Source organism: Bartonella senegalensis OS02 (assembly GCF_000312545.1).
In the GTDB taxonomy this organism is placed as follows: domain Bacteria; phylum Pseudomonadota; class Alphaproteobacteria; order Rhizobiales; family Rhizobiaceae; genus Bartonella; species Bartonella senegalensis.
This window is the reverse complement of record NZ_HE997540.1, coordinates 70,128-91,231: the sequence shown is the minus strand read 5'-3', so window position 1 is coordinate 91,231 and position 21,104 is coordinate 70,128. Positions and strand designations below refer to the sequence as shown.

At 38.7% G+C, this 21,104-nt stretch carries 14 protein-coding genes, 3 tRNA genes and 2 pseudogenes; 16 read left to right on the top strand and 3 right to left on the bottom strand.

Annotated features, from left to right (window positions below; genetic code table 11):
- Window positions 1-6: 6 nt before the first annotated feature.
- Window positions 7-474, bottom strand: coding sequence for an iron-responsive transcriptional regulator RirA (gene rirA, locus BN200_RS00375; RefSeq protein ID WP_019220417.1), 468 nt, complete (start codon window positions 472-474; stop codon window positions 7-9).
- 159 nt (window positions 475-633) lie between these two features.
- Here rirA and BN200_RS00370 point away from each other — a divergent pair, with 159 nt between their 5' ends.
- From BN200_RS00370 to BN200_RS00335, 8 genes are all read left to right on the top strand, one after another.
- On the top strand, window positions 634-2,892 hold the full coding sequence (locus BN200_RS00370) for a sensor histidine kinase NtrY-like (protein ID WP_019220416.1): 2,259 nt from the start codon (window positions 634-636) through the stop codon (window positions 2,890-2,892).
- Window position 2,893: 1 nt separating this feature from the next.
- Window positions 2,894-4,252, top strand: a complete 1,359-nt coding sequence (ntrX, locus tag BN200_RS00365; protein ID WP_019220415.1) for a nitrogen assimilation response regulator NtrX — start codon at window positions 2,894-2,896, stop codon at window positions 4,250-4,252.
- A 3-nt stretch (window positions 4,253-4,255) separates the two neighbouring features.
- Window positions 4,256-5,632, top strand: a complete 1,377-nt coding sequence (gene trkA / locus BN200_RS00360; protein ID WP_019220414.1) for a Trk system potassium transporter TrkA — start codon at window positions 4,256-4,258, stop codon at window positions 5,630-5,632.
- Window positions 5,633-5,642: 10 nt separating this feature from the next.
- Window positions 5,643-6,449 carry a glycosyltransferase family 32 protein gene (locus tag BN200_RS00355; RefSeq protein WP_034988519.1) on the top strand — a complete coding sequence of 269 codons (807 nt, stop codon included), beginning with the start codon at window positions 5,643-5,645 and terminating at the stop codon, window positions 6,447-6,449.
- Window positions 6,450-6,594: 145 nt separating this feature from the next.
- Window positions 6,595-7,227, top strand: a complete 633-nt coding sequence (clpP, locus tag BN200_RS00350; RefSeq protein WP_034988804.1) for an ATP-dependent Clp endopeptidase proteolytic subunit ClpP — start codon at window positions 6,595-6,597, stop codon at window positions 7,225-7,227.
- A 184-nt stretch (window positions 7,228-7,411) separates the two neighbouring features.
- Window positions 7,412-8,683: an ATP-dependent Clp protease ATP-binding subunit ClpX gene (gene clpX / locus BN200_RS00345; protein WP_034988517.1), complete on the top strand. Its 1,272-nt coding sequence runs from the start codon at window positions 7,412-7,414 to the stop codon at window positions 8,681-8,683.
- A 183-nt stretch (window positions 8,684-8,866) separates the two neighbouring features.
- Window positions 8,867-11,290 carry an endopeptidase La gene (lon, locus tag BN200_RS00340; protein WP_019220410.1) on the top strand — a complete coding sequence of 808 codons (2,424 nt, stop codon included), beginning with the start codon at window positions 8,867-8,869 and terminating at the stop codon, window positions 11,288-11,290.
- A gap of 230 nt (window positions 11,291-11,520) precedes the next feature.
- Window positions 11,521-11,796 carry an HU family DNA-binding protein gene (locus BN200_RS00335; RefSeq protein WP_019220409.1) on the top strand — a complete coding sequence of 92 codons (276 nt, stop codon included), beginning with the start codon at window positions 11,521-11,523 and terminating at the stop codon, window positions 11,794-11,796.
- A 609-nt stretch (window positions 11,797-12,405) separates the two neighbouring features.
- On the opposite strand, the pseudogene trmFO reads toward BN200_RS00335, so the two are convergent.
- Window positions 12,406-13,811 (bottom strand): annotated as a pseudogene (trmFO, locus tag BN200_RS00330) (methylenetetrahydrofolate--tRNA-(uracil(54)-C(5))-methyltransferase (FADH(2)-oxidizing) TrmFO).
- 164 nt (window positions 13,812-13,975) lie between these two features.
- Here trmFO and BN200_RS00325 point away from each other — a divergent pair.
- The 6 genes and pseudogenes from BN200_RS00325 (at window position 13,976) to BN200_RS00295 (ending at window position 19,688) form a co-directional block, all read left to right on the top strand.
- Window positions 13,976-14,058, top strand: a tRNA-Leu gene (locus BN200_RS00325).
- A 137-nt stretch (window positions 14,059-14,195) separates the two neighbouring features.
- Window positions 14,196-15,623 (top strand): trigger factor, encoded by a 1,428-nt coding sequence (tig, locus tag BN200_RS00320; RefSeq protein WP_019220408.1) that lies wholly within the window; start codon window positions 14,196-14,198, stop codon window positions 15,621-15,623.
- 130 nt (window positions 15,624-15,753) lie between these two features.
- On the top strand, window positions 15,754-17,253 hold the full coding sequence (gene gatB / locus BN200_RS00315) for an Asp-tRNA(Asn)/Glu-tRNA(Gln) amidotransferase subunit GatB (protein ID WP_019220407.1): 1,500 nt from the start codon (window positions 15,754-15,756) through the stop codon (window positions 17,251-17,253).
- A gap of 191 nt (window positions 17,254-17,444) precedes the next feature.
- Window positions 17,445-17,843: an NADH:ubiquinone oxidoreductase subunit NDUFA12 gene (locus BN200_RS00310; protein ID WP_019220406.1), complete on the top strand. Its 399-nt coding sequence runs from the start codon at window positions 17,445-17,447 to the stop codon at window positions 17,841-17,843.
- 85 nt (window positions 17,844-17,928) lie between these two features.
- A complete protein-coding gene (locus BN200_RS00305) occupies window positions 17,929-18,354 on the top strand; it encodes a DUF2155 domain-containing protein (RefSeq protein ID WP_051007732.1) in 426 nt (141 codons plus the stop codon).
- A gap of 594 nt (window positions 18,355-18,948) precedes the next feature.
- Window positions 18,949-19,688: pseudogene (locus BN200_RS00295) on the top strand (rhomboid family intramembrane serine protease).
- On the opposite strand, the gene BN200_RS00290 reads toward BN200_RS00295, so the two are convergent.
- Complete coding sequence (locus tag BN200_RS00290) at window positions 19,678-20,508, bottom strand: TrmH family RNA methyltransferase (RefSeq protein ID WP_019220403.1); 831 nt, start codon at window positions 20,506-20,508, stop codon at window positions 19,678-19,680. The pseudogene BN200_RS00295 and the gene BN200_RS00290 sit on opposite strands and share 11 nt — an antisense overlap.
- A 203-nt stretch (window positions 20,509-20,711) precedes the next feature.
- Here BN200_RS00290 and BN200_RS00285 point away from each other — a divergent pair.
- Together BN200_RS00285 and BN200_RS00280 are read left to right on the top strand one after the other, a co-directional pair.
- A tRNA-Tyr gene (locus BN200_RS00285) sits at window positions 20,712-20,795 on the top strand.
- Between the two features lie 26 nt (window positions 20,796-20,821).
- Window positions 20,822-20,895: transfer RNA gene (locus BN200_RS00280), tRNA-Gly, on the top strand.
- The last annotated feature ends 209 nt before the right edge of the window (window positions 20,896-21,104 follow it).

Sequence of the window (21,104 nt, the reverse complement as noted above, 5' to 3'; positions counted from 1 at the left end):
TGTTACTCAGTTGCCTTTTGTATGATTTGAGTTGAATATTTCACGATTATCAATCTTTAATTGATTTCGAAAAGAGGGGCGTTGCAGATCAGCAAGAGATATTACAGATAATACATCAAAAAAAGCATTTAATGCTCTTTGAAGTGCGGTATTTAAGCCACAAAAATCGATCAATGGGCAGTTAGATTTTGCAGTATCAAAACATTCTGCCATGGAAAAGTTATCTTCTGTTACTTTTACGACATCAGCCACCGAAATCTCTGCTGCAGATTTAGCTAATTTAACGCCACCATTACGTCCTCGTACTGTTTTTAAAAAACCTGCTTCAACAAGGGGTTGAAGAATTTTAAATAAAAAAGGTTCAGAAACAGCATATGCTTTGGCAATTTCTGGGATACGGCTTAGAGATTCCTGATTATCTGCACAATACATGAGAATCCGGAAGGCATAATTTGTCTGTTTTGTTAACCGCATCTCATCTCCTCTGTAAAATATTACCGAATGCGCTTTATGTTAAAGAAATTTCGGAAAATGTAGAAGTCTCTTTATTGGCTATATTTTAAATGTGGTCTTGTCAATTTTTGTCACAAAAGGTTATATGGAGACAATGGGATAAGGTAGTATAAGCGAATTATGAATACAACATCTGTGACGAATGATAGAGAACAAAATACTCATAACGATGAATTGTATCGCTTAAGTAAGGTGTATATCTTTTTAGGTATCACAATTATTGTGTTGGCTTTATTAACAGCATCTGTTTCATTTATTATTCTTATTGGATTAACCCCTGTTGTTCCCAGCAGAGCTGTAACCCTCATTCTTATAGGGATTAATAGTGTTTGGGTTTTAGGGCTTGTGATCATTGTTTTTTACGAGATGACTCCCATCATTCGTGCGTGGCGTTCAAGACGTGCGGGCTCGCGTCTTCACGTGCGCCTTATTTCATTATTTGCGCTTGTTGCAACGATGCCAGCCGTTGCAGTGGCTCTTGTATCGGGACCTGCTCTCAATTTAGGTCTTGATCGATGGTTTGATACAACGACACGGCAAATTGTAGGTTCTTCTATTGATTTAGCCAATGCTTATGCAGATGAAATGTTGCAAAATTTGAAGAATTTATCCTACGCTATGGCATTCGCACTTGATAACAAAAAGCTTTTAGAGCATAATCCAGCCGAATATCGGATGCAGTTGACGCGTCATGCTATAGGGCGCAATCTGCGTGGGGCGTTTTTGTTAAGTTCTAGTGGAACTGTTTTTATATCAAGTGATCTTGGTGATGAGGATAAACTCCCTATACCCCCTTCCCATCTTATTGAGCGTGCAACGAGTGCAAGACCTTTTTCTTTTCAACCGGGTGTTCATGATTATTTTGGCATTATTTTAAAATTTACCAATATTCCAAACACATTTTTATATCTGGTGCGTGATGTTGATAAAGACGTTTTATCTGCTTTGCGTTTGACGGAAGTTAATACAGATCGTTATCGTGATTTAAATGAAAACCGTCTGCTGACGCAAATCGCATTTGGTATGCTTTATCTGTGTCTTTTTTTTAGTTTATTCTTGTCTGCTATTTGGGCGGGTATTGCTGTTGCTGATCGTTTGGTACGTCCTATTCGCCTTCTTATTAGTGCTGCTGATGATGTAGCGTCTGGAAATATGGAAGTTTTTGTGCCAGTCCGTGCCAGGGATGGAGATATTGGGCAGTTATCAAAAACTTTTAATTACATGGTCAGTGAACTGAAAAGTCGACGCAATGAGTTGATTGCAGTTCGTGATCAAATTGATGAGAGGCGACGTTTTTCTGAAGCTGTTTTGTCTGGTGTAACAGCAGGGGTGGCTGGAATTGATGATAATGGGGATATTACAATTATTAATCGGTCTATGGAAACGATGTTTGATATTCGCTCTGAACAAGTTATTAGACATAGTCTTTTATCGTTAAGTGCTGAAATTGATCAGGTTTTTCAGTTTGCACGTTCATTAGCTCGAAAAAATCATCGTGAGCAGGTTACTTTAAGTGTTGCGGGACAAGAACGCTTTTGTAATGTGCAAATTACAATGGAAGAGAATGATGGACAAGGGCAATCTTGGGTTCTAACGATTGACGATATCACCGACCTTGTTGAAGCACAGCGTTCATCGGCTTGGGCAGATATTGCACGCCGTATTGCACACGAAATTAAAAATCCACTGACTCCTATTCAATTATCAGCTGAACGTATTCGTAAACGTTATAATAAAGTTATTACACAAGATCGAGAAGTTTTTGACCGGTGTATTGATACGATTATTCGCCAAGTTGGAGATATTGGGCGTATGGTTGATGAGTTCTCTTCTTTTGCACGTATGCCCAAACCTCAAATGAATATTTTAGATATACGTGGATTACTGCGTGAAGCATGTTTCTTGATAGAAGTTACGCGACATGATATTCATTTTGAACAGGACTTAGGAAGTGCACCGCTTATGGGCGCATTTGACAACCGTCTCATTGTGCAAGCTTTTTGTAATGTTATCAAAAACGCAAGCGAATCTATAGACTCAGTCACGCGAGAAGAGAGCATTCATGGTCACATTTTTGTACGTTCTTATCATGAAGAAGGGTCTATAGTTGTGGATGTGATTGATAATGGTAAAGGACTTCCTAAAGAGCAAAGGCAAAAATTATTAGAACCTTATATCACAACGCGGGAAAAAGGCACAGGGCTTGGATTGGCTATTGTGCGCAAAGTTATTGAAGATCATGGTGGTTACATGGAATTGCATGACGCACCAAAAAACTTTTATGAAGGTCGTGGAGCGATGATCCGTTTAATATTTCCAGCTGATGGGGCTAAGCAGAGTAATGTGATACAAGCCATAAATCATAAGATAGGGGAATAAAATGGTATCAGATATTTTAATTGTCGATGATGAAGCGGATATTCGTGAGCTTATTGCTGGCATTTTAGATGATGAGGGCTATGAAACACGTGTTGCATGTAATTCTGATGAAGCCTTATCACAAATTAGTGCGCGTCTTCCAAAGCTGATTTTTTTGGATATTTGGTTGCAAGGAAGTCGTCTCGATGGATTAGCGCTGCTTGATGAAATTAAAACGCGATATCCTGCTCTTCCAGTGGTTATGATCTCTGGTCATGGTACTATTGAAACAGCTGTTTCTGCAATAAAACGAGGAGCATATGATTTTATTGAAAAACCTTTTAAAGCTGATCGTCTTATCTTGGTTGCAGAACGAACTCTTGAGAACTCAAATTTAAAACGTGAGCTTTTAGAATTACGAAAGCGCTCGAATGAGACATTGGAACTGCTTGGAACATCGACTGCTATAAAACATTTACGCCAAATCATAGAAAAAGTAGCACCCACCAATAGTCGCATCATGATTACAGGTCCTTCAGGTGCAGGAAAAGAGATGGTGGCACGTGCTATTCATGCGCTTTCAACCCGTTCAAATGGGCCATTTGTCACAATAAATGCTGCAACGATTACTCCTGAAAGAATGGAAATAGAATTATTTGGCAGCGAAACGGAGGGAGGAGAGCGTAAGATTGGTGCATTAGAAGAAGCTCATGGTGGAATATTATATCTTGATGAAATTGCCGATATGCCACGTGAGACACAAGGTAAGATTCTTCGAGTATTGACAGGGCAGACATTTGAAAGGGTTGGTGGGACAAAGCGTGTCAAGGTAGATGTTCGCATTATTTCTTCAACAGCCCAGAATCTTGAAAATCTCATTTCTGATGGGCGTTTTAGGGAAGATCTTTTTCACCGTCTTTCGGTTGTTCCTATTTCTGTTCCACCACTTTCAGCACGTCGTGAAGACATTCCAGAACTTGTCCACCATTTTGTTAAAAAGATATCGCAGCAGGTTGGTATTAAACCACGTGAAATTAGTGATGATGTCATGGCTATTTTGCAAGCACATGCTTGGCCAGGTAATGTGCGGCAATTGCGCAACAATATTGAGCGTCTTCTGATTCTTGTACGTGATGGTGATGACCCAATAACAGCAGAATTTCTTCCTAGTGAAGTAAGTGATTCTTTGCCGCGCCTTCAAATGGATACAGATGAGAGTATAATGGATTTACCGTTGCGTGAAGCACGAGAATTGTTTGAAAAGAAGTATTTAGAGGCGCAGATTGGGCGTTTGGGGGGGAATATATCGCGTACAGCTGAATTTATAGGTATGGAACGTTCAGCTTTGCACCGTAAGCTTAAGGCACTTGGAGTTTCATAGATTATGCGCGTTATTATTTGCGGGGCGGGACAGGTTGGTTATGGGATAGCAGAGCGTCTTGCTGCTGAAAATCACGATGTCACTGTTATCGATATTGAAGAGAGATTAATTGAAAAAATTCGCGATACATTAGATGTGAGAGGTTTTGTTGGATATGGTTCTCGTCCTGAGGTACTTTTAGCTGCTGATGCAGACAAAGCTGATATGTTGATTGCAGTAACTTTATTTGATGAAGTCAATATGGTGGCTTGTCAGGTGGCGCATTCATTGTTCAATGTTCCAACAAAAATTGCACGTATTCGCTCGCAATCCTATTTAGAGCCACGCTATAAGATGCTTTTTGCGCGAGAAAATATCCCCATTGATGTAGTTATTTCGCCAGAAATTGAAGTTGGGGAGATGGTTCTGCGTCGTATTGCACTGCCCGGTGCAATAGATGTTCTTTATTTTTGTAACGATGATATTGTTGCGTTAGCCTTGGAATGTATGGAAGATTGTCCAGTTATTAATACACCTTTGCGTCAGTTAACGGAGCTTTTTCCAGATCTTAGCACGACGGTTACTGCTATTAAACGCGGCTCAGAATTATTAGTAGCGCATTCAGAGACACAATTACAGGTTGGCGATATCACTTATCTTGTTGCTGCTCGTGATCAGGTGCGCCGTGCAGTTGGGCTTTTTGGTCATAAAGAACAAGATGCCCATCGCATGATTATTGCAGGGGGTGGTCACATAGGTCTTTATGTTGCTCAAGCTATTGAAAAGCGCCTCCATAAATTAAGGTTAAAAATTATAGAATCGCAAAGAGAGAGAGCGCTCACAATTGCTGATCAACTGGAAAAAACCACTGTTTTATATGGCAATGTATTAGATACAGTGATTCTTCAGGATGCTGGAATTGAGCAGGCCGATTTAATGATTACATTGACTAATCAAGATCAGGTCAATCTTTTGAGTGCTATTATTGCTAAAAGACTGGGATGCAAAGCCAATATGGTGTTGATCAATAATGTTGCTTATCAGGAATTTAGCCGCACAGTTGGTGTAGATGCCTATCTTAATCCACATAGTGTGACAATATCGAGAATTTTGCAACAAATGCGTCGTGGGCGTATTCGTGCTGTTCATTCGGTTTTTAATGGTCAAGCAGAAATTATTGAAGCTGAAGTGATGCAAACCTCTTCATTGGTTGGTAAGTCATTGTCAGAGCTTGGTTTATCAGAAGGTTTAAGGATTGGTGCGATTTATCGTAATAAAACAATCATACAGCTTTCAGCAGATACGCGTATTTTGCCTGGCGATCGGATCGTGATTTTTGCTCTGGCTGAATGTGTTCGTGATGTTGAACAACTTTTTCGTGTAAGTTTGGAATATTTTTAATATATTGCTTATGGATATTTGCACTTTTTGGTACGGTGGAAAATTGAGACTAGTTGACAGACTTTGTTTGTCTTCAATGGTAAAAACTGGGCAGCGTGTTAAGCTCTTTAGCTATGATAAAGTAGAAAATTTACCTGCCGGTGTTGAATTGCATGAAGCCGAATCAATTTTACCACGTTCGGCAATTTACCGCCTTGACCCCAATTTTTCTGAGAGTAAACCAGGGTGTACAATTGTTCAGTTTTCGGATTTTTTTCGTGTTATGTTGATGAAATATCAACAGGGTGTTTGGTTGGATACAGATGTTTATCTGGTTAAACAATTTCATCCAGATGTGAATAAAATTTGGTTTGCAAGAGAAAATGCTTTAAGGGTTGGTGTGTCTGCACTTTATTTTCCACCCGATAACCCTATTATAAAGGTGTTTGAAGATTATTTGGCAGGCACAGAAATGATACCTGAGTGGCTTGGGTTTAAACGTCGTGTTTGGAAGCCATTTTGGTTAAAGAGGAAAAAAATGCCTATTTTACCTGCAAATCTTGGAGTTACGATCTTTGGCAATGATGGTATTTCACGATTGGCTAAACGGTATGGTTTTTTTCATGAAGCAAAGAAAAAGGAAACTTTTTATTATTGGACGGGGCGAAAAAGTGAACATATTTTTGATCCAGCTTTTGGTGTTGAACCACTCACCGATCCCTATTTTATAGGATTTCATATCCACAGAAAGGCAAAGACCACTCAAAAACCTCAAGAAGGAAGCTTTTACCATTGGGCAGTGTCTCGTATTCTTGGTGCTCATGATTTGTTCAGTTAGAATTGTTATTGCTATTTTAACCATTGGGATTTTAATTTTGCCTGAGGGACTGTTGATTGTGGCTTGCGTAAGAGACTAGTGTTAGCCTATGGATAAAGCGTTAAATGTGTGAAGAGTGATTATTATATGAATGGAAAGTAAAAATATGAGTGATCCAATAAAAACAGCATTGAGCCTTGTGCCTATGGTTATTGAACAAACTAATCGTGGTGAACGGGCCTATGATATTTTTTCTCGTCTTTTAAAAGAGCGGATTATTTTTATTAATGGTCCTGTTGAAGACGGGATGGCGATGCTTGTTTGTGCACAATTGCTCTTCTTAGAAGCGGAAAATCCTAAGAAAGAAATTAGCCTTTATATAAACTCTCCAGGTGGTGTCGTAACATCTGGTATGGCAATTTATGATACTATGCAGTTTATTCGCCCTCCTGTTTCTACACTTTGCATGGGGCAGGCGGCATCTATGGGGTCACTTCTTTTAACGGCTGGAGCGAAGGGGCATCGTTTTACTTTGCCTAATGCACGTATTATGGTGCATCAGCCATCTGGTGGTTTTCAAGGTCAGGCTTCAGATATTGAGCGGCATGCGCAAGATATTATAAAGATGAAACGGCGTTTAAATGAGATTTATGTTCAACATACAGGTCAGGATTATGAGGTTATTGAAAGAACGCTCGATCGTGATCATTTTATGACAGCGGAAGAAGCTAAACAATTTGGTTTGGTTGATGACGTTATACAATATCGTGCGGAAACTGAAAAAGAAGAAAAAGATTAAGATTTTTTATAGAAAAAGCCGCTAATTTAAGAAAGATTTTTGTAAAAAATATCGCGACAATAAGAGAAAAACATCTAAAGATATTGAGACATGCATGGTTTTTTATATGTCTTTTATTTTTCATTATGAAAAACTTCCTTTGAAAAGGCGAAGTATTCATATATCGTGGTGAAAGGAAAGAGAAATGAGCAAACTTGGCAATAGCGGGAACGAATCAAAAAATACTCTCTATTGCTCGTTCTGCGGCAAAAGTCAGCATGAAGTGCGTAAGCTCATCGCGGGACCTACTGTATTCATCTGTGATGAATGTATAGAGCTTTGCATGGATATTATTCGTGAAGAAAATAAATCTTCTGGGATTAAAGCACGTGATGGTGTGCCTACTCCACAGGAAATTATAACAGTTCTCGATGATTACGTTATTGGTCAACAGCATGCAAAGCGTGTTCTTTCTGTTGCTGTCCATAATCATTATAAACGGTTGGCACATCAGTCTAAAAGCAATGATATTGAGTTGGCGAAATCAAACATCCTTCTTGTTGGTCCAACGGGGTGTGGTAAAACATATTTAGCACAAACATTAGCGCGTATTATTGATGTTCCTTTTACGATGGCCGATGCAACCACCTTAACGGAAGCAGGCTATGTGGGTGAAGATGTTGAAAATATTATTTTAAAGCTTCTTCAAGCTGCTGACTATAATGTTGAACGTGCACAACGTGGCATTGTATATATCGATGAGGTTGATAAGATTTCTCGTAAGGCTGATAATCCTTCTATTACAAGAGATGTTTCGGGGGAAGGTGTTCAGCAAGCGTTGTTAAAAATTATGGAAGGAACAATAGCTTCTGTTCCTCCTCAGGGTGGGCGTAAGCATCCACAGCAAGAATTTCTCCAGGTCGATACAACAAATATTTTATTTATTTGTGGAGGAGCTTTTGCTGGCTTGGAGCGGATCATTTCAGGACGTGGCGAAAAAACTTCCATCGGTTTTTCTGCTACCGTTAAGGCGCCTGATGAGCGTTGTGTTGGTGAGATTTTTCGTGATTTAGAGCCTGAAGATCTTATAAAGTTCGGTTTGATACCGGAATTTATTGGTCGTCTTCCCATTGTAGCGACGTTAGAGGATTTGGATGTTAATGCGCTTGTTCAAATTTTGTCACAACCCAAAAATGCGTTGGTGAAGCAATATCAGCGTCTTTTTGAGATGGAAAATGTCGAATTAGCCTTTCATGAAGATGCGTTGCGGGTTATTGCGAAGAAGGCGATAGAGCGTAAAACTGGTGCGCGTGGTTTACGCTCTATTATGGAGAAGATACTTCTTGAAACTATGTTTGAACTTCCGGCTCTTGAAGGTGTTCAAAAAGTAGTTATTTCGAGTGACGTAGTTGATGGGAAAGCACGTCCTCTTTACATTTATTCAGAACGTGAAGATAAAGAAAATGTATCGGCATAAATATTGTGCAATATGAAAAGTAAGAATAAACATCATTTAAGGATGGATGTTTCTGGATATTATAGTCATAGTGCTTGATTTATATGTTCCCAGTTCCCACTTCATGTATTATGGAGAACTGGAGGATTTTCTAAAGGGTGGGCTTGTGTAGCGGATGGATCATAGGCTCCAGAAAGGAGAATTATGCAATATTTTGATGAAAAGGCAGATGGGGTAACAGGAGCAGTTTACGCTGTTTTACCTCTTCGTGATATTGTTGTCTTCCCACATATGATTGTTCCACTTTTTGTAGGTCGAGAAAAATCAATTCGAGCTCTTGAAGAGGCGATGGCGGTTGATAAACAGATCTTATTGGTCACGCAAAAAAATGCTTCTGATGATGATCCAAAATCAGAAGATATTTACGATATTGGTACCTTTGCTAATATTCTTCAACTTTTAAAGTTGCCTGATGGAACTGTAAAGGTTTTGGTTGAGGGGACAGCGCGTGCAAGAATTAGCCAATTTACTACGAATGAAAATTATCATCAGGCTATTGCAACTTTTACGGAGGAGCCTAGAGAAAATGATGTTGAGATTGAAGCTCTTTCAAGGTCAGTGATTGCTTATTTTGAAAATTATGTAAAACTTAATAAAAAGATTTCGCCTGAAGTTGTTAATGCAATTGGTCAGATCGATAATCCTTCTAAGCTTGCTGATACTATTGCCTCGCATTTGATGATTAAGCTTTCAGAAAAGCAAGAAATATTAGCGCTATTACCTGTACGTGATCGTCTTGAACGTGTACTTTCTTTCATGGAAGGAGAGATTTCTGTTTTGCAGGTTGAGAAGCGTATTCGTTCACATGTTAAACGGCAAATGGAAAAAAACCAGCGGGAATATTATCTCAATGAGCAGATGAAGGCTATTCAGAAGGAGTTGGGAGCAGGGGATGATAGCCGAGATGAGCTCTCTGAGCTAGAAGAACGCATTACGAAGACAAAACTTTCGAAGGAAGCGTGCGAAAAGGCTGGAGCAGAACTGAGAAAATTACGCAATATGTCTCCTATGTCTGCAGAGGCAACAGTTGTGCGTAATTATCTTGATTGGTTATTAGCAATGCCTTGGGGCAAAAAGTCGAAGATTAAAAACAATTTAGACTTTGCTGAAAAAGTCATGAATAATGAGCATTTTGGTCTTGAAAAAGTCAAGGAGCGAATTATCGAATATTTAGCAGTACAAAGTCGTGCATCAAAAATAAAAGGTCCGATTATTTGTTTGTTGGGTCCTCCTGGTGTAGGGAAAACGTCACTTGCCCGTTCTATTGCAAAGGCAACAGGGCGTGAGTATGTTCGTATCTCCTTGGGAGGTGTGCGGGATGAAGCAGAAATTCGTGGACATCGTCGGACATATATTGGCTCTATGCCTGGAAAAATTATCCAGTCTATGAAAAAAGCGAAAAAGTCTAATCCGCTTTTCTTGCTTGATGAAATTGATAAAATGGGACAAGATTTTCGTGGTGATCCTTCATCCGCTTTATTGGAAGTGCTTGATCCTGAACAAAATGGTACTTTTATTGATCATTATTTAGAAGTCGAATATGATCTTTCCGATGTCATGTTTATTACAACTGCCAATACCCTGAATATTCCAGGACCGTTAATGGATCGGATGGAAATTATTCGTATCGCTGGTTATACTGAATGTGAAAAAATGGAGATTGTTAAACAACATCTTTTACCCAAAGCATTGAAAGATCATTGTTTAACTAAAAAAGAGTTCAGTGTTTCTGATGGTGCTATAAGATCGATGATTCAATTTTATACACGTGAAGCGGGTGTTCGCAACCTTGAGCGTGAATTAATGAAGGTAGCACGTAAGTCAGTAACCAAGATTCTTAAGACACAGCAAAAATCTGTAAAAGTTACAGAAAATAATATTAATGATTTCTTGGGTGTGAAACGTTATCGCTATAACCAGATTGAAGGTGAAAATCAAATTGGTGTTGTGACCGGACTTGCTTGGACAGAGGTTGGGGGAGAACTCTTGACCATTGAGGGTGTTATGATGTCTGGTAAAGGCAAAATGACTGTAACTGGAAATTTGCGTGATATCATGAAAGAGTCAATTTCAGCAGCAGCATCTTATGTGCGTTTTCGTGCTGTTGATTTTGGTATTGAACCTCCACTTTTTGATAAGCGTGATATCCATGTTCATGTTCCAGAAGGTGCTACACCAAAAGATGGACCATCAGCTGGAATTGCAATGGTGACGGCAATTGTTTCGATACTTACAGGGATCGCTGTTCATAAGGATATTGCGATGACTGGTGAAATTACTTTACGTGGGCGTGTTTTACCGATTGGTGGGTTGAAAGAAAAGCTTCTTGCAGCTCTTCGAGGAGGTATAAAGAAAGTACTTATTCCTGAAGAAAATGCAAAAGATTTGATTGATATTCCCGATGATGTCAAAAATAATATGGAAATCATTCCAGTCAGTCATGTCAGTGAAGTTCTTAGACATGCTCTGGTTCGTTTCCCTGATCCTATTGGGTGGACAGAACCTTCTGCGGTGTCTGTGCCTATCAGGACAGAAAATGAGAATGAGGGAATACAGATTGCACACTGATTCACTTTCCATTTTTTACTGCATTTTAAAAGCAGCAGAAGGCATTTTCATGGTTATTTTTCTGTTTATTTTGAAAAAAAAGTAAAAAATTCCGTGAATAACTGTGATTATTGCTAAAAAAACAATGTTTTGAATAAAAATAAGGCTTCTGTTTGCTATAGTTTTCAATAAACTAACCAATGACACGGCTAAGTTGTGTTATTTGGTAATATAGGGAAAGGAAATATTCCATGAATAAAAGTGAATTGGTTAGCTCCATTGCTGAAAAGGCAGGTGTTTCAAAAGCGCAGGCTGGCTCTGTTCTCGATGCTTTTATCGCTTCTGTAACAGAAGCTTTGGCTTCAGGAGGAGATGTTCGTCTTCCAGGTTTTGGTTCTTTTGAAGTTTCTCATCGTGCTGCGACAAAGGGGCGTAATCCTTCAACTGGGGCTGAAATTAATATTCCAGCGCGTTCTGTGCCGAAATTTTCTGCCGGGAAAAGTCTTAAAGAAGCTGTTAACAAATAATAAGTTAAACCGCACGAAAAAACCCGGTTTATTTATAGCCGGGATTTTCTAGAAGAGTTATGGATACGCTTTTCATGCCAAATTTTCTGGCATGTCTCTGTTTCGACTATTCAGTATTTTTTTAAATGTTTTTAAAATTTAAAAAGAATAGTCTATGGAGCAATGTATTTTTATTTCGGCATTTTCAAATAAAATATTTGATTATAGGAGTTGGTGTGGATTTTTAAGGAGAGAGTTTAACTTTATATCACAAAAAACACCAAAGCTTTTCAAATTATGGCATTGATCAGATATCTGCTAGTGTGTAAGCGTTTGCTATCCATTTAATTGCATTTACTATTGCCGCATATTTTCCATCATAGCTCTTTTTGATGCTTAAAGTTTATTTTTAAAACTGTTTTTAAGAATGGTTCTTTTGTCATAAGAAAAAAATTGAAGCCTCCAAAACTATATTAAATGATAAATTATATATGATTTTTTATTAGTGCGAAGAGTCTTAAAATAACAATTCTGTTGTTTTTGAGAGAATAATGACATTCATAGACTGGAGGGTGAGAGAGAAACTGTCTGATTGCAAATAAAGACAACAAGTGGTTTAGGGTGATTGATTTAGAGTTTGTTTGTTTCTCCATTGGTTAGCCACTGAATGCAAGTATCGAGAGCTCTGGTAGTTATCGCTTGTTTTTTGGCTATTTTTTTTTCTTTACTTGGCAAGCGTTTTCCTGAGTAAGAATCAGAAGCAATAGGAGGGAAAAGTCCAAAATTGATATTCATCGGTTGAAAAGATTTCCTTCCTGTTTCTTCATTCACGATATGTCCACCGGTAATATGGTTTAAAAGAGCGCCGAGTGCTGTGGTTAATGGTGGCAGGCAAGGGAAATTATGGTGATATTCCGCAGCGGCGAAAAGCCCCGCGAGAAGCCCGATTGCTGATGATTCTACATAACCTTCACACCCGGTAATTTGCCCAGCAAAACGCAGTCTGGGTTGTTGTTTTAAACGAAGGGTTTGATCAAGAATGCTTGGTGAGTTGAGATAGGTATTGCGGTGAAGTCCACCAAGGCGAGCGAACTCTGCGTTTTCAAGACCAGGAATCATTCTAAAAATGCGGACTTGTTCGCCATATTTCAATTTTGTTTGAAAGCCTACCATATTATAAAGGGTTCCAAGCTTATTGTCTTGGCGTAATTGGACAACGGCATAAGGTTTTACTGTGGGATTATGGGCATTGGTTAATCCCATAGGTTTCATGGGACCATGTCTAAGGGTTTCAAGTCCACGTTCCGCCATAACTTCGATTGGTAAGCATCCATCAAAATAAGGTGTTTTTTCAAAATCGCGGAATTTTGTTTTTTCCGCATTTTTCAATGTTTGAATAAATATTTCATATTGTTCTTTATTAAGAGGACAATTAAGATAATCCTTTCCTGTTCCCTCAGGACCAATTTTATCATAGCGCGATTGATACCAACAAATATCCATATCAATAGTATCGGTATAAATAATAGGGGCGATAGCATCAAAAAAAGAGAGCGCTTCTATTCCAGTTACTTTTTGGATTTCTTTAGCGAGTTTTGGTGAGGTAAGAGGACCGGTTGCAATGATAATGTGACGCCAATCATCAGGAATCTCTTGAATTTCCTCACGTTCTATCGTTATAAGAGGGTGATTTTCAAGTGCTGCCGTAACGGTTTTTGAAAATCCTTCACGATCAACGGCAAGCGCGCTTCCTGCTGGGACTTTATTGGTATCCGCAGCCTTCATAATCAAGGATTTTGCTAATCGCATTTCAGTATGGAGAAGTCCTACGGCATTTGTTGAGGAATCATCAGAACGGAATGAGTTTGAACAGACCAGTTCGGCAAGCTGATCGGTTTTATGGGCATCGGATTTTTTTTTGGCCGCATTTCATGCACAATAACGGGGATTCCTGATTGAGCGATTTGCCAGCTTGCTTCACATCCAGCAAGACCGCCACCGATGATATGAATTGGAGTATTAGATTTCTTTAACATAATTTGCTTTTAGCGGAAGCTGTCTTCTCTGAAAAGTATAGATTTTTGTTTTTGTAATTCGTAGGAATGATATGTATTTGGTTTTTTAAATATATTTGTTTGCTTTTTTTCTTTAATTAATGGTATAGAAACGCCGCTATAAGGATAGTGGTTTATAAATTTGAGCGGATGTGGCGAAATTGGTAGACGCACCAGATTTAGGTTCTGGCGGGAGACCGTGGGGGTTCGAGTCCCTCCATCCGCACCAAAGGCAAAGGGGTTCTTTGAGCACTGTGGATGTCTCTGTGTTTGGAATTCCGCTTCATGGTGATTTAACACTCAAGTTTTAGAATGTAGTTATCAGAGTGGGGTATCCCTCTCTTTAGGAAGAATAAAGGTTTTTGAATGCAGGTTACCGAGACGCTTAATGAAGGACTGAAGCGCGAAATTAAGATCGTGGTTCCGGCGAGAGATTTAGAACAGAAATTGAATGAACGGTTGGATAATACCAAGAGTAAAGTCAAACTTAATGGTTTCCGTCCCGGTAAGGTGCCAGCTGGATATCTACGAAAGATGTACGGCAAATCTTTCATGGCGGAAATTCTCAATGAGATTGTTAGTGATGTGCCTCGTTCTATTCTGTCCGAGCGTGGTGAACGTTCAGCGATGCAACCGCAAATTGACATAGATGAAGATGAAAAGATTCTCGATGGCAAAGCCGATTTTATTTTTAATTTAAAATATGAAGTTTTGCCAAAGTTTGAAATTAAGAACTTTGATCATATTGAAATTGTCCGTGAAATTGCGGCTATTCCTGAACAAGAAGTTGAGGATCAAATAAAGCGCGTGCTTTCCTCTGCCCGTAATTATTCTTTAAAAGATGGTCCTTCTGAAGAAGGTGATCGTGTTACGATAGATTATCTTGGTAAGCTTGAGGGCGTTCCATTTGAGGGTGGAGCAGATAATGATGCGCAATTGATTCTGGGATCAAAGCAATTTATTCCTGGTTTTGAGGAGCAATTAGTTGGTGTAAAAGCAGGAGATAAAAAAACAATTTCTGTTAAATTTCCTGACAATTACAGTGCTATCCATTTGGCTGGTAAGGATGCAGAATTTGATATCACCGTTAAAGCTGTTTGCAAATCAGACGAGCTAAAAATTGATGATGAAGCAGCACAAAAAGTTGGTTTGGAATCTTTAGAGCGTCTGCGTGAAGTTGTTCGTGGGCAGATTGAAAGCCAATATGGTTCAATGACACGTCAGAAAATTAAGCGTCAAATTCTTGATGCTTTAGATGCTGATTATAATTTTGAGATTCCTGAAGGACTTTTAGAAATTGAATTTAACAATATCTGGGCTCAGGTTAATGATGATTTAAAGAAAGCTGAGCGCAGTTTCGAAGATGAAGGTGTCACAGAAGAACAGGCGCGGGAAGAATATCGTGTGCTTGCACAGCGTCGTGTTCGTCTTGGATTGGTACTTTCTGAAATTGGCATGAATGTTGGCGTTAAAGTAAGTGAAGATGAGTTAAAAGCTGCAGTTTTTGATCAAGTTCGTCAGTATCCTGGACAAGAGAAAGAAATTATGGACTTTTTCCGTAATACTCCTGAAGCTATTGCAAATCTACGTGCCCCGATTTTTGAAGAAAAAGTTATTGATCATTTGTTAGCACGAATAAAGGTCATAGATAAAGAAGTGACAGTTGAAGAGCTGATGAAGGAATATGATGAAACAGATTTGACGGAAAAAAAACCAGAAAAGAAAAAATCCCCAGTGAAGGAAAAAGCTGCAGAGAAAGTTTCCGCTAAAAAAAAGGCACCTAAAAAAGGTTAATATTTATATGAACAAAACAAGCCCGATGAAATCGGGCTTTTTTTATAAGAGTTATATTCTAGTCTTGCACTGAGAGCAGTTTTAGATTAGCCATCAAATATATTTTTTAAATATTGATAGTGGATTGGCAATGGGAATCATTGATACGCGCACTCCTGATTCTAAGCGTTTTATTTCTGGAGTTACAGGTGATTGGGAAGTCATCATTGGCATGGAGGTTCATGCGCAGATTATATCAAATTCAAAACTTTTTTCTGGTGCATCGACCAAATTTGGTGCGGAGCCAAATAATAACGTGTCACTGATTGATGCAGCTATGCCTGGCATGTTACCTGTTCTTAATCAAGAGTGTGTTCGTCAAGCCGTTCGAACTGGTTTGGGATTAAAGGCGCGTATTAATCTGAAATCTGTTTTTGATCGGAAGAATTATTTTTATCCAGATTTACCGCAAGGGTATCAAATTTCTCAATTTCGTTATCCGATTGTAGGAGAGGGGAAGATTGTCATATCTGTTGGTCCGAGTTCGAATGGTCAGTTTGAAGATATTGAAGTTGGGATTGAGAGATTACACCTTGAGCAGGATGCTGGAAAATCTATGCATGATCAGCATCCAACAATGTCTTTTGTGGATCTGAACCGTTCTGGTGTTGCTCTTATGGAAATTGTTTCTAAACCGGACATGCGCTCAGCAGATGAAGCTAAGGCTTATATGACCAAGTTGCGCACGATTGTCCGTTATTTGGGGACTTGCGATGGCAATATGGATGAAGGTTCTATGCGTGCCGATGTTAACGTATCAGTTCGTCGCCCTGGAGAGAGCTTTGGAACGCGTTGTGAGATAAAGAATGTGAATTCTATCCGCTTTATTGGTCAGGCGATTGAGTATGAGGCGCGCCGTCAAATTGCCATTTTAGAAGATGGTGGTGTCATAGATCAAGAAACTCGACTTTTTGATGCTGCAAAAGGTGAAACGAGGTCTATGCGCTCAAAGGAAGAAGCGCATGATTATCGTTATTTTCCTGATCCTGATCTTTTGCCCTTAGAATTTGATCAAGCATTTGTAGATGCTTTGGCAGCTGAATTGCCTGAATTGCCTGATGATATAAAGATGCGTTTTATCCAAGAGATGGGGTTGACGGCCTATGATGCCTCCATTCTTGTAACAGAAAAAGCCATTGCTGATTATTTTGAAAAAGTAGCACATGGGCGTGATGGAAAAACTGTTGCCAATTGGGTTATTAATGATCTTTTGGGTGCTTTAAATAAAGACAATCGTGCAATTGAAGAGACACCAATATCACCCGATCAATTGGGGGGTATTATTGATCTTATTAAGGAAGGGACTATTTCTGGGAAAATTGCCAAAGATCTCTTTGAAATTATTTGGCATGAAGGTGGGGAGCCGCGTCAGATTGTAGAAGAGCGCAATATGAAGCAGGTGACAGATACAAAGGCTATAGAGAGAGCTGTTGATGAGATTATAGCCAATAATTCTGATAAAGTTGCGCAAGCAAAACAGAAACCTGCTTTAGCTGGTTGGTTTGTTGGGCAGGTCATGAAAACAACAGGTGGTAAGGCAAATCCTCAAGCTGTTAATGAATTGGTTAAACGAAAACTTGGTATAGATTAATATTATGGGGTGGAGAAAAATCTGTAAATATGATATCCTCTTAGAGCTTAGCGAGATAAATTTAAGGTTTTTATGTCAAATGAAATCCTCACTGAGTTCACAGGTAATTTTTGTCTCAAGTAATTTCAAGCGTCGTAACAGGTTTATTCCAGTGATTGATTTTGTAGATATGCTAAGAAGTGGAATAAAGGATGGCTAGTTTTTTAAAGCAATTCTTTACGTGGTGGAGTGGAAATACCATCAATACGCGCTTTTTTACGTGGTGGAAAGGCAAACCTGTAGGGGAGGACCAGTTTGGAAATATTTATTATGAGGGTGGCTATCATAAAGATGGTTATCGACGTCGTTGGGTTATTTATAAAGATTATTCTGAAGCCTCTACTATTCCACCAGGTTGGCATGGTTGGATTCATCATCGCTGTGATATTCCACCTGTGCAGGAGAATTATCAGCCATATGAATGGGAAAGACCCCATATTGCTAACATGACGGGGACAAGCGCAGCTTATCGACCAAAGGGCTCGATCGTTCATAAGGATAATCGTCCCTCTGTATATGAAGACTATGATGCATGGTCTCCTAAAACATGAAGTATTTTAATGCGTGAGTGTATTCTTTTCTTATTTTCATTGTTTTTAGTTTGAATTGTTTTTTATACTTGATTGATTTGAGGTTATGATTTTTTTTTTACTGCCAAGGTTAAGGTGTATTTTTTACGCTTGTTTTATGGGAATTACAGTGGCATTATTTTCAATGGGTAGAGTGCAGGCAGAGCGTGTTAGCAATGCGATTGCTGTTTTTGCGGGGCTTGATAAAATTACTGGTCGAACTACGCGTTTTGAAGTTTCTCTTGGTGAAATTTATCAATACGGTGCTTTGCAGGTGATACCGCGAGTATGCTATACGAATTCTAAGGATGAACCAACGCGTACAACTGGTTTTGTTGAAGTGAATGAGATAACATTAGATAAAAAGGTTCGGCGCATTTTTACAGGATGGATGTTTGCAGATAGTCCTGGCTTGAATGCTGTAGAGCATCCTATTTATGACATATGGTTAAAAGATTGTAAGCAGAATTCTCAAAATTTGCCCCTTCAGTGATTTGTTATATAAAACAGTGATTTGTTATATAAAACTATATACTGAGCTCATTTTTTTATAAATCTTTCATAAAAATATCTTTTAAAATTATAGCAACAAGAGGCTAGATCAAAGCTTTATTGATATTTTGTAATCTCTCATCTCTAGGCAGTCTCTACTGTGCATGTATGATGATTTTGGTGGAGATATTGACTATAAAATTACTAAACTATTAGGCTTCATTCTTATCAAGAAAAAAGATAAATGAGAGGATAAGTTTTGATTTTAATCACCGTTTTATCTTTTGATTTTGATATGTGTATTAAAGAGTTTAATAATCAAGATTATCTTGAAGGAAGAGTTTTATTTAACTTAAATAGTTTGAGTTTCGATTTTGCATGGTGCAGAAATTTTGTGGATGATGTTTTTGAGATCCATTTTTCTAAAAATCTTTTGTATAGCTATAAAGATCTTTTTACATAAAAATATTTGGCTTTATGAGTAAAAAAACAGAAAATTGTAAATTAAAAGGTTTGGTTTTTCATTATCAAAATTGATATATTTATTTTGTACAAATAGACTATTAATTTTGTAAAGAGTACGAGATCTTATACAATGAAAGATGTAGACCGCCAATTTCATAACGCTCTTTTGCTACCAAAACAGCCCAGGGAACCACTGTTGAATGTTCCCTTGACTATAGTTATTTTGATAGCACTTTGTTTTTTTATTTATTGCGTTACTCAATATTTTTTTCTGATGAGCTCTATATTGAAAGCCTTGAGTTTTTTTCATTTACACCAGTGTTATTCAAAGCTGCACCTTTAGCATTTGCTCATACTATTATGAGTTATTCATTGATGCATGGAAGTTTTGAACATACTGCTCTTAACATGGCTTGGCTTTTGGTTTTTGGGTCTCCTTTGGTAAGACATTTTGGCAGTTTACGTTTTTTAATTTTTTGGGTTTTAACGGCAGCTATTTCTGCGTTAACTTATTTTGCATTTCATCAAAATAGTATAGCGTCACTTGTTGGGGCTTCCGGTGCAGTTTCTGGAATGATGGGAGCTATTGCACGTTACGGTTTTTCTCCTGTTCATTTTGATATTAGTCGGCAAAATGGGAGATTTTTTGGGCCTTTGTGGTCGGTTAGAAAAGCACTTTGTTCAAAGACTGTTCTTGTTTATATTGGTGTATGGCTGTTGATTAATTTGATTATAGGTTTCTCCTCCTCTCTGTTTGAAAGAGAAGACATTTCAATTGCATGGGAGGCTCATATTGGCGGGCTTGTTTCGGGATTTTTATTGGTTGGTTTTTTTGAGGTTTCACGCGGTAAAGAAAAGATTAGGCTCTAAGATATTTATAAGCGGCATAGAGCGCTATTGTTGCAGCGTTTGAAACGTTTAACGATTTAATATTTCCAGGCATATCAAGGCGTGTCAAGGCACAAACGGTTTCACGTGTTTTTTTGCGTAAGCCTTTACCTTCTGCTCCTAGAACAAGGGCAATTTTTTCTCCTGTTAATGTTGTTTCAAGAGGATGATCGCCTTCCGAATCGAGTCCTAAACTGGTAAAACCTGCTTTATGGAGTTGTTGGAGCGTTTCTGCGAGGTTTCGTACGGTGATATAATGAATCATCTCCAAAGCCCCAGATGCGGCTTTAGCAAGAACGCCGCTTTCTTGAGGAGAGTGGCGACAAGTTGTAATGAGTGCCTCAGCTTTAAATGCGACTGCAGAGCGCATAATGGCGCCAACATTATGGGGATCGGTAATTTGATCCATTACAATGACAAGATCAGTATTGGTGAGTTCGGATAATTGGCACGGCTTGAGAGGTTCAGTTTCCAAAACAACACCTTGATGGACTGCATCACTTCCAACGAGCAAATCAAGTTGTTTGGGAGAGCATAATGTGATGGAACACGGTAAATCTGATTCGGGTATATTTAATCGTTTTAAGGCATTTGGTGTAAGATAGAGACGCTTAAAAACTCTTTTGGGATTTTTTAAAGCTGCATGAACGGAATGAAGACCATAAAGATGGATTGTTCCGTGCTTCACGGGAACAGCTTTCTGTTTTACGTGTACTGTATGAGGAGAAGAAAAGCCTTTTTTATTGTAAGATCGACGCTGTAAGCGAGTATGGTAAAAATTTTTCGACATTTTTTCTTTCATATGTTCTTTATAGCGCGTTAATGACAAAAGTGGAGAGAAAAAAGCTGTGGTTTAAAATTATGAGCAAGAAATTTGTACGGAATTGTATTTATTCTGTTGACAGAGACGATAGTAATCGGCATAACCACACCGCAGCCGATTTGAGATAGTTGATCGGAATTTGGTTGCTGTGATGCCTTATCGCACAGCTTTGCTGATGGAATGGAGGGGTGCCCGAGTGGTTAAAGGGGGCGGACTGTAAATCCGTTGCGTATGCTACGTTGGTTCGAATCCAACCCCCTCCACCATTCATATAAAGGAGAGTTTATGGTATGCGGGTATAGCTCAATGGTAGAGCAGCAGCCTTCCAAGCTGAATATGCGGGTTCGATTCCCGCTACCCGCTCCAGACGGTTTTTAATAGCTAAGAGTTGTGGATAGTTGGGTGAATGAGTATGATGGGAGGGTGTTTCAGTTGTAAACAGGACTTCCTATCTTAAGAGTTGTAAGAGCTAGATTGATCTGCCAGTCTGGTTTAATTCAGTTTTCCATGTCTGTTTCTAGGTGCTAAGACAAGAGATTGCAGCGATGGCGAAGAGCAAGTTTGAACGTACAAAA